Origin of the sequence: Legionella shakespearei DSM 23087 (genome assembly GCF_000373765.1) — a bacterium.
Lineage (GTDB): Bacteria > Pseudomonadota > Gammaproteobacteria > Legionellales > Legionellaceae > Legionella > Legionella shakespearei.
Map to the genome: position 1 here is coordinate 1 of NZ_KB892417.1, position 17,091 is coordinate 17,091.

The following is a 17,091-nucleotide window of genomic DNA, read 5'->3' on the forward strand; positions in this document are numbered from 1 at the left end:
GCTACTCTGCGGACATAAGTCTGTATAAAACCAGTTCATTAAAAAAATGAGGTTTATTTTTTAATGAACTGGTTGTACTAAGAGAAAAAAGGAGTATTCTGTTTTTTTTAACTGAGCAGATGACGTGATGTGGTCATGGAATTTCGTATAGTAAGCTCTTTTGTAGAAGAACGTTTAAAAAAAGTTCATCGTTGCTGTTCCAAAGGATAGTAGAAAGAATAACGGTATGTATAAAAGAGTTAAGCGATAATAGCGCGGAGAAGAAACGATTTGAACGACTTCTAAGGCATCCTGAAGTGACTCCCAATAGAATTATTCATACAGAGCAAGCCCGAGTAAAAGCCTTGATTAGTGAGCGCCATGTTTTGGCTATCCAGGATACCACAGAAAATAATTATCAATCTAAAGCAGGTCGGGTTAAAGGCTTAGGTACAGTAGGTAATGGAACAGATGCTGGTTTTTTTCTGCACCCTTTAATTGTTTTGGATGCTCATACAGGAGGTGCTATTGGATGTGCTGAAGTGACTGTATGGAATCGCACCAAAGAAGCGGATGAACAGTACCAACAGTTGCCGATAGAAGAAAAAGAATCTTATCGCTGGATTAGTACCGCTGAATCAGGGGCAAAAGTGTTGTCGAAAGCAGCCTCAGTCACCTTTATAGGCGACAGAGAAAGCGATATCTATGAATATATGGATCGTATTCCTAAACAAAACACCCACATCATCACTCGAACCCGTTGTGATAGGCTTATTGTACATAGCGATTATAGAACGCTGTATGATTATCTTGATAATACAAAAGAAGCAGGCAGGATAAGCGTTAGCATTCGTGGGGATGAACGAATAGAGCGACAAAAAAGAGAAGCGTTACTCAGCATCAAATATGGTGAAATAGAGATTAAACGGCCTAAAAAGTGCACGGATAAATGTGCTTCACCATCAATAAAACTATGGGTGGTTGAGGCAAAAGAAATAGAATGTCCTGCTGGACAAGACCCCATTCATTGGCGTTTGTATACAAGCCATCCCGTAGCGAGCTTTGAGCAAGCGCAGCAAATCATTATATGGTACCAGATGCGCTGGAACATAGAACAAGTATTCCGTACCACCAAATCAAAAGGGTTCGATATAGAGCAAAGTCAGGTTGAATCAGGGGAGTCATTGATGAAGCTCTCTTTATTTGCCCTGTTTGCGGCACTCAAGGTGATTCAATTAGTAACAGCACGAGATGGCTCTACCGAATTAAAAACATCCGATCTCTTTACACCCGATGAGCAAGTCTTTTTAAGAGGATTGTTAGTCAGAATCCAAGGCAAAACCATAAAACAGCAAAATCCTTATCCAGAAGATAATTTAGCTTGGGCTGCTTGGATTATTGCCCGTTTAGGGGGATGGCATTGTTACACGAAAAGTGAAGGACCTCCTGGACCCGTTATCCTCGCTCGAGGGCTTAAAAAATTTCATGAAATGTTCTGTGGTTGGAATTTGTACAAACTTATGTCCGCAGAGTAGCCCCCCGGAGGTGGAGGGGCTACTTGCGCTGATCATCCTGTTTATTTACATCTTTTTACGAGATTAAAATTATGAGAGGATCACTCAGCGCTATCGCTGCATCAAGGCTACGCCTATTTTAAATAAACCCCTCTTAGTTAAGCAATTTGCCAGGACTCTGAGATCACTTTTCTTAAGTTAGCACTAGAATACTCTTGGGCTTGAAGCTGCCTCTTCATCGCTTTCACTATCAAAATCAAACGAATCGTCACTTGTTTCGAGAATTTGATGGCCTGGCTCATCACGATAAAGTTCAGCTTCAAAATCATAAACGTCACTCATGCTATTAAATCGGCGTACCATAGCATTGCCTTTATTCTGTTCTTCCGTAATTCGTTCCTGCAGAAATGTAACTTGCTCCGCCAGGGATTGGATTTCAGTCCCCATGGTGGCGTACATGTCAGCTATCTCAGCATCCAAAGCATTACTTTCGCGCACAATTTCCAGATTTAATTCTTGTACTACATAGCTATGCACAGAATTTTTTATGGCTGTAAGCTGATAAGCCCAGTCTTCTGCACTTTCCTGCAATGAAAAAGGACTGGTGAGGTATGAAGCAATACGCTGATACCAGGTTCTATTTTGCACTGCAGGATCTGTTTCAGGATGCATCTTGCGATACAATTCTGTCAGCTCTTCTTTTAGTCGCTCATCTTTTAAACGGGCCACTTGAGCTAAAGTAAAGCTATCTAACTTAAAGTTTTTTAGCAGATTTCTGTCAAAAAAAGCATCTTGCAATGTTTTAGAGAACGCGCTCAAATCGGTAGGTACTTTACCCTCAGCATATTCTTTTAAAGTTACAATTTTTCTTATTTTATCCTGGTGCTGATCTGAAAATAATGCCAGATTAATGGTATCAGGAGCTGACTTCAGTAAAGGCAATTGCTCCTCTTTTAAATCAATAAGCTTTGAACGGCGTACTTTAAGCAAATCCAGACTCTGTGACAAACTCTCTATTTCTTTAGTCCAAAGACCAAGAGGCGAATTATAACTGGTGAATTTATTCAATAAAGGATGTGAACCAGTGCCCTTAATCAGCAAATCATAGTAATCGGCAAAACCTGTAGAACCAGTCCTCAATTCCACTGATTTAACAGTAAAACCTTTAAGAGTACGTAACTGTTCTTTAATTTGTTTTGCTTTAAGATCAAAATGGCCTGATTCCTGGAGCAAATCAGAGTGCTTTTGCTCTATGTCATTCCAAAGAGTACGCAAGGTACCTCGCAACTGAATTAAAGGAGCAAAAATGGGTGATGTGGATTGAGCTAAACTCTTACTTTGCGAATTGACAAAATGATACATTTCATCAATGGCATAAAGGGATGCATTCTTGCCCTGAATAAATCTCAGCCTGTCAGTGATTGCCTGCCATTCTTTATTTTCTGCAAGCCATGGTGCATTAAGTGCCTCCAGTTCTCTCAGGGCAGTTTTGAACTTTTGTTTTATTACATGACTATGCGCTTCCTCTTTACATTCATTGATGAAATGCGCATCCAATTCATCTCGTCCACTGCCCATAACGGTCACATCATTCAAAGTAGCAAGCGTTTGATTGATCAAATCGCGTGTATTTTTGTGGCCAAAAGAAAAAATCCATAAATCTTCAAGCTGAGCCTGGTGCTGATTTAATTTTTTATACAGATTTTTAATTGCAGCCTGTTGTAATACCGGATCTCTGGAACGTTTCACCCCTTCCACGGCATTCAGCAAATCCTGAGCAGCTTCTTTGACAGCAGTACGCTCAATCCAATATAAAAAGCCTCTATTTTCTTCTTTGGCCCAGGACAGTGCCTCTTCCAATTGGTCAACGATATCTGTAGCAACATTATCCAAATAGAGTGCTTTCAAGCGTTGTAACTCTGCATCATCTCCAACACCTGATTGCTGATGTACTCTCAACAATTCGGTAATCACCGGCTGCATACGGTATTTCTCAGTTGGTTTGTCTTTATCTTTCCATAATTGATCGTATTCAATCAAAACCAGTGCCAAAGCGCGGAAACTGGTTGCTTTGTTCACTTGATCGCACAGATAAGCTTTCACTCCCGAACCAAGCGATGTTTGATTGATCTTTTTACCCAGATCATTGGCCAGCAACTTGATTTGGTTTTGGATGAAAGGTTGTCTGTAAGAGCTCACAGTGTCATCAGAATATTTAAGCAGCGCACCGTAAACATCCAATGCAGACTCTACTGCTTTGCGAGCCTTTTTCTCTTCCTGGGCGACACTTTTTTTATTCGCCCGAACTTCCAGTTTATGCAGCTTTAATTGCTGATTTAATTCAATTTGTTCCAGATACTGGCAACGTAATGCATTCACTGAGCCCTTGGCAATTCTGCCTTCTACTTTTGACTTAAGCTGTCCGCGCTCAGCACTCCAAAGAGCTTCTGCGTGATGCCCGTATTCATCCAGAGCCAGATCCAGGACGGCTGTTTCCAGTTTGTTATCCTCGTTACGCCGTATATAAGGACTGGCATAAACATGCATAGGATCTGTTGCCGTGAGGAAGCGTGTCCACTCCTGATCCAATAAATCAACTAAAGCTTTTCTTTGGACAGACAGTTGAGAATCCAGAACCTTCCATTCAGAATGAGGATAAACCAAATGCAAAAAGGCTTTCCATTCATCAAATTGCCGTAAAACGACTTGTTGTATGGTAGATGCTGATTGCTGATAGTATTGTTTTACAGCAGCTTCTTCACTGTTCAAACGATGGCGTGCTGCCAGTGCCTCAAGAAAGACTTCTTTGCCTCGCTTGGATACAAAGCTGTCAGAACAGCTCTCAATGGAACCATTATCTTCATAAAGGGCGATGTATTGAACTGGTTTTTCTCGGGAGAACTGCTCTATAATTTTGCGGTTTTCATTAGGTCGGCCAATATAGGTCTGAATGGCCAGAAAGCCTTCTTTATAATCAGTATCAAAATCAGCCCGCCCTGCCAAAAACGGAGTAGTAATCGTCAGATGGCTGGTTTTTCCTGCTTTGTCCTTCAACCACTGACGGCGAACTTTCTCTGGTTCAGTGCCAGTAAAGGTTTCAACAGTATATTCGTCATCCAATTCATCTCTTAGGAACTCTTCTAACAAATCAGTCAATGCCACCACTTCTGCAGCATTTTTTGCGATCAATAAAATGGGTTGGCCATCTTTTGCTGTCCTTAACGCTTCCTTTATTTTGGATAAATATTCGGGGTGATTGATCAGGGAACCTTCCGCAGACTCCTGTGAACCTTTTTTATGAGCAGGAATACGGTAAGCAAAATTGACATCTGATCTGGAACCAAGACCAATCAATTCCAATGGAGTCGCAGTTACCTGATGGATGCTCTCGCTATTGTCCATTGGCATTGAAGGAATGCCCATAAAAGTATAAAAGTCACTTGAACTTTTGCTTTTGGCGCGTTCAATTTCCAAATCGGTGCGTACCGCAACAGAGGTTTTGCTGTCACGTGCGTGTACCCATTGTAATGCTGCCAGGAAAACCCGCAAACTGTCTTTATCTGCCTCTGAAGGTACATCAATGAATTGATGGTATTGAAAGTTATTAATAGTCAGTAAAAGTGACATAATCTGCGTTGAGTTAAGAAACACACCGGAACAACGGTAATATTGTTCACGCATTACAGCCAATAAATTTAATTGGGCTTTTAATCGTATTTGACTGCCGAGCAAGGGTTCTTTCACCTGTGCAATTAATGCATCCGACAAGCGCCTTAATGTAGCCCTGCTTACAGAAGTTAAATCTTCTACCGATTGGTTGGCTACATTTAAAGGAAAATCTTTACCTATAGCATTGATGTAGATGACCTGTTGCACCAGGTTAAACTGTTGTCTGGCTGATAATGAGGAACCATCAGTCACACTTCTGATTTCCGCGACCACGCGTTTTACTTCATCAATATCAAATTGTTCTTTTAAAATAGTCAAAGTGGTTTTGCTGACGAATCTGTTTTTATTCAGGGTTGGAGCGCGTAAGTCTACAGGATCTTTATCAAAAGCCCGTACATAAGCTTGCAGCTCACGAGAATCTTTACTCAACTCATGAGCAAAATCCTGCAGTTTAGGGTAAGGGGGATAATCAAATAATCCAGCCAAATCTTTTAATAAAATCCGATTGATCTCAAGATTGGTTTGTACTTCCCTGATTAATTTCAGATCGTCATTACTGGCATTCTGGCTTAAAGCCAATAAAATCCTGAGTGTGTATTCTTTCTCTTCAGACAGTGGCGGTACTTGCTGGCCAAGTAAATAATCTTTTACTTCATCGATAGTATTAAACTTTAATGCATCTATAATCCGAGTCATACAGCCAGAACCTCTTGAATATAAAATAGATAAATGTGTGAAAATATAACATACTAATGCTTAAGAGAACATGAAGGAAAAAATCTGGCGTCATATGGCAATGAACTGAGCTACGCACTAAATCAGGCTCTGTGCCACAACAAAAATTCCGCTTCCTGACGGTCGCGGCTCGGTTTCCGATGCACGATGAAGTATCTGCGAGCGCACGAAAACCGAGCCGCGACCGTCAGGAAGCGGAACAGTGATACCTGCACGTACTTTATTTCCTGCACCTATACACTGAAACCCGGCTGCAAGCAGGCCGGGCTACAAGTCCTGAGCTTATAGAGATCGAATTAATCCAAAACCGCACTAAGCAGTTGACGGGTATAGGCATGAGTGGGGTGTTTTAAAATAGTTTCACAAGAGCCGTATTCCACAGCTACCCCCTCTTTCATCACCAACACATCATCAGCAATATAAGAAACAACGGCCATATTATGGGTGATAAAGAGATAGGATATTCCTGTTTCCTGCTGCAATTCCTTCAATAAATTAAGAATCTGTGCCTGCACAGACACATCCAGCGCACTGGTTGGCTCATCACAGATTAAAATATCAGGCTCTGTAGCCAAGGCTCTGGCGATACAAATGCGCTGTCGCTGCCCTCCTGAAAACTGATGGGGGTAACGATGCAGGGAAGTGCTTGGCAAATTCACTTGTTGAATCAGTTGTTTCTGTTTTTTATTAATGACTGAAGTATTCATACCCTGGGCATACATGCCCTCGGCGATGATTTCCCCGACAGTCATGCGCGGATTCATAGAAGAAAAAGGATCCTGAAAAATAATTTGTACCTTCTTTCTGTATTCCCGCAATTGACGAGAATTCAAAGCCAAAACATTTTGCCCTCTGTAATTCACCTCTCCACCCGCAACAGGCAAGAGACGCAATACAGCACGGCTGGCCGTAGTTTTACCACAGCCAGATTCACCTACCAAAGCCAGAGTTTTCCCCTTCTGCAGAGAAAAGGACAAGCCATCTACTGCTTTGAATAGCTTTTTATTCGCACCAAACCATCCTTTTTTCTGGGTAAAATATACTGATAAATCATGTGCCTGAAAAATAGTTTCAGACTGTTCACGTGCCGCCCCCCAGGACATTTTCTTTTTATCTAATGGCGGTAATTGCTGAATCTCAGGGTATAAGTGGCAACGTAAAACGCGCCCTTTTATTTCCTGCAAACGTGGTTCTTCTCTGGAACAGCGATCAAAGGCATACATACAGCGCGGATGAAAGCGGCATCCCGAAGGAAGTGCATCCAGAGTGGGTACATTGCCCGTAATAATTGATAATTTCTCGTCCCTTTTGGCAAAAGAAGGTAAAGAGGCCAACAATTGCTGGACATAAGGATGTTGTACACGTGAGAAAAACTCTTTAACTGGAGCTTGCTCTACCACTTGCCCAGCGTACATGACGCAGACCCGATCAGCCATAGCTTTTACTACCCCTAAATCATGGGTAATCAGCAACAAACTCATTTGATGACTGGCTTGTAGTTTTTTTAATAAGGCTAAGATCTGGGCTTGTATGGTGACATCGAGTGCCGTTGTGGGCTCATCAGCAATCAGGATATCAGGATTACAGGCCAAAGCCATGGCAATCACTACCCTTTGCTTTTGGCCGCCGGATAATTGATGGGGGTACTGGTGAATACGGATATGAGGATCGGGCATTTCTACTTCAGTGAGCAGAGAAATCAACTCTTCTCTCAGTTCATTTTTGCTTAACGCACGATGCCGTACCAAGACTTCGGAGATTTGATCCCCAATAGTCATAACCGGATTTAAAGCAGTCATCGGTTCCTGAAAGATCATTGCCAGCCTGCGCCCCCGCAGTTGCCGCATCATCTGTTCAGGCAAATTTAAAATATTTTCGCCATCAACAATAATCTGGCTCTCAACCCCATAAACTCCGGAACGAGGCAATAAACGCATCAAAGCCAGAGAAGTCAGCGATTTTCCGCACCCCGACTCCCCCAGTAAAACCAAAGTCTCACCAGGATGTAGAACAAAGCTCAGATCATCCAGAGCAGTGATTGTTTTACCCGGACTGTGAAAAGCAACTGACAATTGATTAATTTCAGCAGTGTTTTGCATGGATTAGCCAAAAAATAATAATCCCCTACTGTAGCAAGAGAATGGAATAGCTCGCAACAAATAAAGCTACGATCCACATCGTCCTGAGCACGTCTTTTTGCACGAAAGATCTCCAAATATTAGCACCATGCCACTTTCGAGAGATCCTTCGCGCAAAAAAACGCGCTCAGGACGACGTAGTTGCGATGGTGGGGGATTTTCGAACCTTGAACCTACTCAGGACAGCGTAATCTGGGAATGGTCAATGCCTCGGCTCGTATCAGCGTGTAGCCCGTATTAGGCGTCAGCCGTAATACGGGATCGAGGTGGCAATGGGCTAATTCCCGTATTACGGCTGACGCCTAATACGGGCTACGTATCTTCGATTTTTTTTCAATTTCACCCATTTTCAGCCCGTTCGCTTATGATGTATGCTAAAATATGCCAAATTTAAATTGAGTGGACTAGCTATGTCAGAAAACTACACTGCAGAAGCCATTGAGGTCTTAAGTGGCCTTGAACCCGTGCAAAGGCGTCCTGGTATGTATACCGACACGACACGCCCTAACCATTTGGCTCAGGAAGTGATTGATAACAGCGTGGATGAAGTGCTAGCCGGTTTTGCCAGCCATATCCGTGTGACCTTGCATGAAGACGGTTCAGTGGAGGTTGAAGATAACGGCCGCGGCATGCCTGTAGATTTGCATCCGCAACTGGGCCTGAGTGGTGTGGAAGTGATTATGACCCGCTTGCATGCTGGCGGCAAGTTTTCTGATAAGAACTACAGTTTCTCTGGTGGTTTGCATGGAGTTGGCGTTTCTGTGGTGAATGCTCTCGCAGACCGATTAGACGTGACGATTAAGCGCAATGGTATTGTCTATGAAATGTCCTTTGCCAATGGCGATAAACTCTGTGAACTGAATGAAACCGGAGTGACGAAAAAGCGCGATACCGGAACCATTATCCGCTTCTGGCCTAATGCCAAATATTTTGATACCACCAAAATTTCCGTAAAACATCTTACACATGTTTTGAGAGCCAAGGCGGTGCTTTGCACTGGCTTATCTATGACCTTTATCAACAAAGCCACCAACGAAGAAACAAATTGGTGTTATGAACATGGTTTGGTCGACTATCTTAGCCAAACTCTGCCAGACAATTATTTACCGGAAGAGCCTTTTTCAGGTGAATTTAAAAATGATGAGGCAACTGTTGATTGGGCTCTCGTCTGGTCTGATACAATCAATACCGGATTAAATGAAAGCTATGTCAACTTAATCCCGACCGCTCAGGGCGGTACTCACGTCAATGGCTTGCGGTCAGGCTTGTTTGATGCCATGGCTGAATTTTGCGAATTACGTAATCTGCTGCCCCGTGGCGTGAAACTGACGGCAGACGACCTATGGGAACCCTGTCAGTATGTATTATCAGTGAAAATGAAAGAACCGCAATTTGCCGGACAAACCAAAGAGCGATTAAGTTCACGCCAGACAGCCGCTTTTGTCAGTAATGTGATTAAAGATGCTTTTGCCCTTTGGCTTAATCAGCACAGAAATCAGGGTGAGGCCATAGCGGCTCTGGCCATTGATCGTGCTCAAAAGCGTTTGAAACAAGCCAAACAGGTGGCACGTAAACGAGTAAGTCAGGGCCCTGCCCTGCCAGGTAAACTGGCAGATTGCCTGCAAACCGATTTAAGCCAGGCAGAATTGTTTTTAGTGGAAGGGGATTCTGCTGGTGGATCTGCCAAGCAGGCGCGTAATAAAGATTATCAGGCTATTTTGCCCTTACGAGGAAAGATTCTGAATTCCTGGGAAGTTGACTCATCGCAAGTACTGGCTTCGCAGGAAATTCATGATATTTCCGTTGCGATAGGTGTTGATCCGGGTTCTGATGATTTGGCTGGTTTGCGTTATGGAAAATTGTGCATTCTTGCGGATGCGGACTCGGATGGAGCGCATATTGCCACGTTAATCTGTGCTCTGTTCTTACGCCATTTCAAACCTTTGGTAAAAGCAGGCCATGTGTTTGTTGCCATGCCGCCCCTGTATCGTATTGATGCCGGAAAAATTGTTCACTATGCATTGGATGATGAAGAGAAAGTTCGCATCATTGACCATTTGAATAAGACCACCAAAGCCAAGGTCAACGTGCAACGCTTTAAGGGCCTGGGTGAAATGAATCCCATTCAGTTGCGGGAAACTACCATGGATCCCAACACACGCCGTCTGGTGCAGTTGACTCTGGATGATGAGGAAAGCACTGAAGCGGTTATGGATATGATGTTGAATAAAAAACGGGCTGGTGACAGGAAGATTTGGTTGGAAACCAAGGGCAACCTGGCTGAAGTGTAAGCCGTTTCCCATCCCGGTTGCAAGCAAGCCCGGCTTGCTTGCAACCGGGATTATGTTCTCCCTTTCCGAGCTACCATTTGAATAAAGGGACTATATTCGAATAATCATCGGTCCATAATAACTGCTCGTTATCAGCCACAAAGCGCCACCCTGTTCCCTGCATCAGTTTCATCGCCAAGGGTTGGTTCATGGTCAATAAAGCCCATTCCGAATTGAATTGCCCTAATTTGGGATCGCCTTTATGAACCAGGTAAAATACCATCATATCCAGCGAGCGACCTACAGCATTCAATACGGGAAGCAACTGCAAATGCCTGTTGCTTAAATTGACCAGAATCACCCCATTCTCCGCACTCTTCTTCTTATACATAGTGAATGCTTCGAGCGTCATCAAATGCACAGGAATAGCATCGGAATTAAAAGCATCCAAAATAATTAATTGCTGGGAAGCATCGGGTAGTTTATTTAAAGCCAGCCTGCCATCATCTTTAATAAGCTGAGTGGGTACCGGACAATCACGCAAATAAGTGAATAATTGCGGATTTTCTGCCAAATCAATCACTTGCTGATCTATTTCAATTACATTTAAATGATCTGTCTCCCGAAACTGACATACCATGGTTCCTGTTCCCAAACCAAGGATACTAACCGTCAGAGAACTGCTCTCCCCTTGCATCGCTTCCACCACTGATTTTATAGCCCCGTAGTAAGCACGAAACCCGTTCAGCGGTTTCTTTTCATCAATGACTTGTAAACCATGCACCGTAGACTGGCTGATGAATACATGAGTACCCCCCTTATATAATACCTGTTTTACTCCATAAAAATTTCGTTCTTGTAATAGGATGCTTTTTTCCTGCAGAACAGGGGAATAAATAAATACGAATAAAATCAATAAAGATGAAATCAGGCTGCCTTTGCTTTTGTGGTATAGAACCACTACGGCTAAAGCTGCGATTGCCATAATTTGAAATGGTGAAAGCGCTAAAGGCCACTGGATGTCTGGTAAGACATAATGCAGCGATAAAAGTATCAGCACCAGAACGGGAACCCACCACCCCTTGAAGGTATTGGGTAAAGGAAGAACCAATAAACTTAATAAAAGGGCCAAGGGATATTCATAAACCTGATTAAACCACCGCGGGGCTAAAATGCCATTAAATACCCCAGCCAAAACACCTCCCAAAGCCAGACAAAAATAAAACAACGTCAATAATTGCGGTTTAGGCCTGCTCTGAAATAACTGACTATGGCATAAAAGTGCCAAAGCAAAAAAGCTTAATAAATTAAATAGAATCACTTGCCAGGCTTTGACCTGATTGATACCAAGAACAAAGCCCAACAAGGTAAAAACAAGAAGGAAAAGGCAATTACGTTTCAGCCATTCCGTCACTTTGAATGGTCGAGAGGTGAAGGTTAAGACAAAGGACAATAAATACAAGGCCAAAGGCACAACCCAAAACAAAGGGGTAGCTGCAATATCCGTACTAATGTATAAAGTGACCCCCAACATTAAACTGCAAGGTACAAACCCCAGAAAAATCCAATAGAATATAGAACGCCAGGGCCATTCCAGTTTATCGTCTGCCGGACGCTGCAATGGTTGATAGCGAATACCAGATAAAAGTATCAGCAAGACAATTAAATAAGTAAAATAGCCTATGCTCCAGAAAGAAAACTGCTTTTGTAAGCCGATAAAACGCTCTACAAGCCAAGGGTAAGCAAGCAAGGAAATCAAACTACCGAGATTACTGGCTATATAGAGATAATAAGGATCAGATGCTCCCTTTGCTTTAGTCTGACTGTAAGCAAACTGCAAGAGTGGAGCCGAAGCGCCAATAACAATCAAAGGCAACCCCAACTGCCTTATCAAGTCATATAAAATACTCCATTCAGGGCTCCCATTCATGGCTTCAGGGTGAAGGGCGAGAGGGACAGCTATCAGGCTTAAAGCAATGACGCATCCATGTATCAACCGCCAGACCATGGGCTTATCAAAAAAACTTAGCAGCCAGACATAACCATAAGAAACCAGCAATACAAACTGGAAAAACAACATGCATACAGTCCAGACTGCCGGCGTACCGCCATAAACAGGCAGTAACGTTTTGGCAACCATAGGTTGAATACTGAATAAGAGTACGGCACTTAAAAACAGGCTCAATGGGAAGAAAAAACGCAACACAAGATAATCCTTTGCTATATAGATAAACGTTATCTACGTCGTCCTGAGCGCGTCTTTTGGCGCGAAGGATCTCCTGAAAGTGGCATAGTGCCAGTATTTGGAGATCCTTCGCGCCAAAAGACGCGCTCCGGACGACGTGGATCGGGTAATGGTCAATATTGCAATCCTGTAGCCCGGCTTGCTTGCAACCGGAACAACGGAATTCGATTGTTGTATCGATCCCGGCTGCAAGCAGACCGGGCTACAAGTCTGTGCCATAAAATAAACGACCCTTACTATAAATGAACTTTGTTAAATAACAATGAATAACCCTATTATTTTTCATTAAGGCTTATAAGCGGGCACAAATTTACCTGACCTGACAGAGTGAACTTTCTATAGGCTGAGAGTTCAAATTAAGTTATTGATTTTTATATATATTATATTGCATTTCATTTTAAAAAAAAGTAATACTATTCCCGTGATGCAAGGACGCATCAGAACATCGCTGTTGAGACGTTTCGGATAGTAAATCACGTAGTCCAGAAAATATCATCTCAGTGTTATGTTTAACCACTAGAAAAGGAATTATGCTATGACTAAACCAAATTTTTTTGCAACAACTGCAACTCCGGTTCTGTATAAAGCAATCGGTCCCAATAACCAGACTCACTATTTTCTTGCGACTAACAATCATCTGGAATTAGGACAAGTGCGAAAAGTGTGCGACTCAATACAAAATATTGGTTTAATGAATGAAATTTCCATGATTTTTGTTCAGGCTGGAACCTACCATAAGAAGAAGGATTTTCCTTTTGAAGTGACTGCGCGTACTGAGCATGATAATCAGGATCTGGACAACATAGAACATCATGGCGAAGAGGCGCCACATGCACAACATTTTGCATGCCATCGTGTGAAAAATACAATTAATGCCAAAGAATCTGTCACCCAAACACTGGTGAGTATGGCAGATCAGCGCGAAATGCCTGTGTTTACCATGCAAACCAAAAACTCCATTACAGTACATGAACTGACTGCTTTCTTTAAAATTGCTACCAAGCCTCACAATATTGTCAAGTTTTTGGCTGCCGGTCCTGCAAATATTGGAAGAATAGTAATGTCTTTCAAGAATGATAAAAAAGACAGGGAAAGTCTGGCCAATGATTATATGGAAGGCCGCTTTGAATACGCAGAAGAACTGATGGCAAGACATCCTATTGCTACTGAAGAGTTGGCCATTAAAAGTGTTGATGAATGGTGCAAACGTGGTTATCAGGGACCACAAGATACACCAATGACCAAGACCCCATTGTTGGGTGATAAAGGCTTACTGAAAAAGTCTTATTTTCAGGCAGTAGATAAAGATTCTGGCTTGATAAATGGCGGGGCTTTATTCGTAGTTCCCCAGGGTCCTCTGATGCATAAAGAATACGGTCTGCTGACCCGATTAAAAGCTGAAGGCTGGACTATTGAACCAGTACGTACTAAAGAGGACATAGCATGCAGAGTGCCTCGTGCTAAACAAGCTGAAATTCAACCTGTAGCAGAAGAGACAGCTCAACCTGCGCCTGCCTCAATGTAATCGATTTAACCGTCTCCACACCTCTAATCATGAGTTGGATTTCCAACTCATGATATTTTCCCGACTTATTTTATATCCATAGAAGCTGCCAGCATCCAATGTGCTTTTTGGTGAGCGGCTATACGATCACTTAACAAGGTAATAGTTCCCTCGTCATTATTTTCCTGGGCTATTTTGATGGCCTGATTCAAGTCTTTGACTAATATGCTGTTGTCATTGGCCAGTTCAGTCACCATTTGATTGGCACTTAAGCTGGAATTACCGTCTTTAATCGTTTTCAGATTGTTCAGATCGGTAAAAGTAGCTGGTGCTTTATGCCCCATCATTAAAAGTCGCTCCGCAACCTGATCTACTGCTTCCGCTAATTCTTTGTATTGCATTTCAAATAATTCGTGCAGGCTTTTAAATTGCGGCCCCTTCACATGCCAATGGTAGTTTTGGGTTTTAAGATATAAGGCATAAGTATCAGCCAGTGCTACTTCCAGTTTTTTAATCACATCACTCATGATTCTTCCCTCTTTTTTAGTCTAATCATAAGCATAGTTTAAAATCTGGAAATAATAAAACAATGTATCACAAGAGAGCGACGTTTTCAGGGAATGGCCTTCGCATTACACCGATCCACTTCGTCCCCATCCACACCGCCCCCATCTACGTCGTCCTGAGCGCGTCTTTTTGCGCGAAGGATCTCCTGAAAGCGGCATGGTGCCACTTTGATCCCGGCTGCGAGCAGACCGGGCTACGCATCCTGCCAGAATTGGGAGATCCTTCGCGCAAAAAGACGCGCTCAGGACGACGTAGATGGGGGCGGCGTGGATCGGGACTACATGGAGCCGGTTTGTGCCCCTTAGCGGTCTATTTTATGCCTTCAACGCATCCAATACTCGCTCAATTCTATCTTGCAGTACAGGATCCCGGACTAAATTGCGGTAAAAGAAGAAATTTTTATTCTCTTGTTGCACTGGTTCCGGAGTCACAGGTTTTTCCATTTTAAATTTCGGAGATAATTCATCAAACTCAGTGGTATTAAGGACTGCCTTTAACTCGCTAAGATGTTTAGGGCTCAGGGTGAACACAGGTAATTCACTAGACAGGTATGCCACCATACATTGATGAAACAATCCTTCACGCTCTAATTTCAACAAAGAAATCATCTGATCCACATTTAAATTACAGGCATCAATCCGCTCCATTAACAGATTAATATAACTCACCTGTGGTTGAGGTAAGGTGTTAACGTAATCAAGATATCTTTTAATATCAGACAAGGTTTTAATAGACTCGCAGAGCTCAGCCACTACAAAAGGTAAGGCTACAGGATTGATATCTAATGCAGGAACAGGGTTCTTTCTTAAAAATGCTCTAATTTCAGGTTGATAAAAATCCACATAGACCTGAGCATTTTCTTCAGTGATGCCAGAGGCCTTTAAAACAGCTAATGGAAAACCATAATTTTTGCTTAATGCTGTTTTCGCCGTATCTAAATAAAGTCTAAAAGCACCTGCATCAAGTTTTGCAGCCGCAATTCGAGCTTCATAATTATCAGCGAAACTTTGCGGGTTTGCTTTTATCATGTGTTTAAAAACAGGTTGAAGGATTGCCTCTGATAATGAATTAACGAGAGTAAACAAAAAAAGTAATGACGCATTTTTCCAATTCAATAACGGGATAGCGATTAGCTGCTGTGCTTGATTCAGTGTGGCGAAAACTGACTCAAATTTATGGTTTTGCACTTTAGACCAATCCAGCCTGGTTAACATGTGATCCCGCTGCGTTTCATCAAGCAACTCCAGCAATTCATCATAATGATTGGGAGTAAAGTAAGAAATAATATCATCGCCAAGTTCATCGATGATTTGCCGTTTGCGTTCAGGGTATTTGCGCAAGACACGTTCAAGATCATATTGGTCCCGGTATTTTTTATTGGTCTTTTCTTTCTCTGCAGAGGGTTCGGATTCCTTGGGAAATTTTGATTTAAAATCGAAAGTGAATGAGCGGAACACATGAGTAAACAGGTTTAAAGTCTCAAAAAGAACCATTGCTCCTAAAAATGCATTTTCAGCAGCAGTTAAAACATCTTCATAATCTTCAATAAAATCATCAAACTCTTTTCCCGACAATTCTTCATCAGCCTCTTTTAATTCCCTGCTGATTTTATCAATGACGAAAGCTCTTGTGTCTTCATTACGCAAAAATTCCTGAATCGATCGTGTTTTGATGTATAATTTTTTGATTTCAGTGATGACAGCTTCGTCAATGTCAGCATCAATTTTTTCAAGGGTATTAGTCAGAACAAAAAGAAATCCGGTAAAATCAAATATTATATTATCGTGTTCATCAACAAACTCTTGCGCTAACGCCTCCTCATCGAAATCAAAATTAAACCCATACCCGGAAGCTCCTTCCGCTTCCTGGTTTTCTCGGGTAAGAATTTCATAAGCTGCCTGAATACGTTTGAATTGCTCTTCATCACCGCCTCGATCAGGGTGATGCTTTTTTGCCAGTTTCTTGTATGCTTTTTTGATTGTGTCCGGATCTGCATCTTTATTTAAGCCAAGCTCTGCGTAGGGATTGAAGTTTTTAAACGTATGATCAGGCATAGTACATCCTTTTAATAAAACTGATGTGATTATATCAAAATGAGTCATTGTGATCAATTACAGAACTCGCAATAAAAACATGCCTACATTATAAGAGCCTTCGTAAAAAATGCGTTCAAGACCACTGTCAAGTTAAGAAAACCGAGCCGCGACCGTGAGGGCATTGCGTTATACACAACTATTATCTATTTGTTCAATTTTCATCCATGGCATGGAAAGTTATCCAAGCCATGGAAAAATCACGCATACGCTGTAAGCCTTGCCACATAACCTTTGGCCCGGGAAAACCATCTGATTTTCTGGCAAGGAAGCCACCTAATTTGGCTATCATAATAATCATCTCATGAAGTGTTGGTGGTTTTTGGGGAGGTTTTGTTTTTTTAAGTACAGCATAAACAGCCTTCCATTCACATTCT

At 42.2% G+C, this 17,091-nt stretch carries 9 protein-coding genes; 3 read left to right on the forward strand and 6 right to left on the reverse strand.

Annotated elements, in window-relative coordinates:
- Positions 1-191 precede the first annotated feature (191 nt).
- On the forward strand, positions 192-1,514 hold the full coding sequence (locus B094_RS16200; protein ID WP_169334267.1) for an IS4 family transposase: 1,323 nt from the start codon (positions 192-194) through the stop codon (positions 1,512-1,514).
- A 183-nt stretch (positions 1,515-1,697) separates the two neighbouring features.
- Here the strand turns inward: B094_RS16200 and B094_RS16560 are convergent, their stop codons facing one another.
- Together B094_RS16560 and B094_RS0111920 are read right to left on the reverse strand one after the other, a co-directional pair.
- Positions 1,698-5,858 (reverse strand): hypothetical protein, encoded by a 4,161-nt coding sequence (locus B094_RS16560; protein WP_018578043.1) that lies wholly within the window; start codon positions 5,856-5,858, stop codon positions 1,698-1,700.
- Positions 5,859-6,193: 335 nt separating this feature from the next.
- Entirely contained in the window at positions 6,194-7,996 is a 1,803-nt protein-coding gene (locus B094_RS0111920; protein WP_018578044.1) for an ABC transporter ATP-binding protein, read from the reverse strand.
- Positions 7,997-8,445: 449 nt separating this feature from the next.
- Between B094_RS0111920 and parE the strand changes: the two genes are divergently transcribed.
- Entirely contained in the window at positions 8,446-10,326 is a 1,881-nt protein-coding gene (gene parE, locus B094_RS0111925; protein WP_018578045.1) for a DNA topoisomerase IV subunit B, read from the forward strand.
- 70 nt (positions 10,327-10,396) lie between these two features.
- On the opposite strand, the gene B094_RS0111930 is transcribed toward parE, so the two are convergent.
- Positions 10,397-12,511, reverse strand: a complete 2,115-nt coding sequence (locus B094_RS0111930; protein ID WP_018578046.1) for a spermidine synthase — start codon at positions 12,509-12,511, stop codon at positions 10,397-10,399.
- A gap of 574 nt (positions 12,512-13,085) precedes the next feature.
- Here B094_RS0111930 and B094_RS0111935 point away from each other — a divergent pair.
- Positions 13,086-14,075 carry a hypothetical protein gene (locus tag B094_RS0111935; protein WP_018578047.1) on the forward strand — a complete coding sequence of 330 codons (990 nt, stop codon included), beginning with the start codon at positions 13,086-13,088 and terminating at the stop codon, positions 14,073-14,075.
- Between the two features lie 65 nt (positions 14,076-14,140).
- Here the strand turns inward: B094_RS0111935 and B094_RS0111940 are convergent, their stop codons facing one another.
- The 3 genes from B094_RS0111940 to B094_RS0111950 all read right to left on the reverse strand — a co-directional run.
- The gene (locus tag B094_RS0111940; protein WP_018578048.1) at positions 14,141-14,581 is read right to left on the reverse strand and encodes a Dps family protein; all 441 of its coding nucleotides are present in this window, start codon (positions 14,579-14,581) and stop codon (positions 14,141-14,143) included.
- Between the two features lie 354 nt (positions 14,582-14,935).
- Positions 14,936-16,675, reverse strand: coding sequence for a J domain-containing protein (locus tag B094_RS0111945; protein WP_018578049.1), 1,740 nt, complete (start codon positions 16,673-16,675; stop codon positions 14,936-14,938).
- Positions 16,676-16,868: 193 nt separating this feature from the next.
- A partial coding sequence (locus B094_RS0111950) for an IS4 family transposase (RefSeq protein ID WP_018578050.1) occupies positions 16,869-17,091 on the reverse strand: 223 nt, incomplete at its 5' end.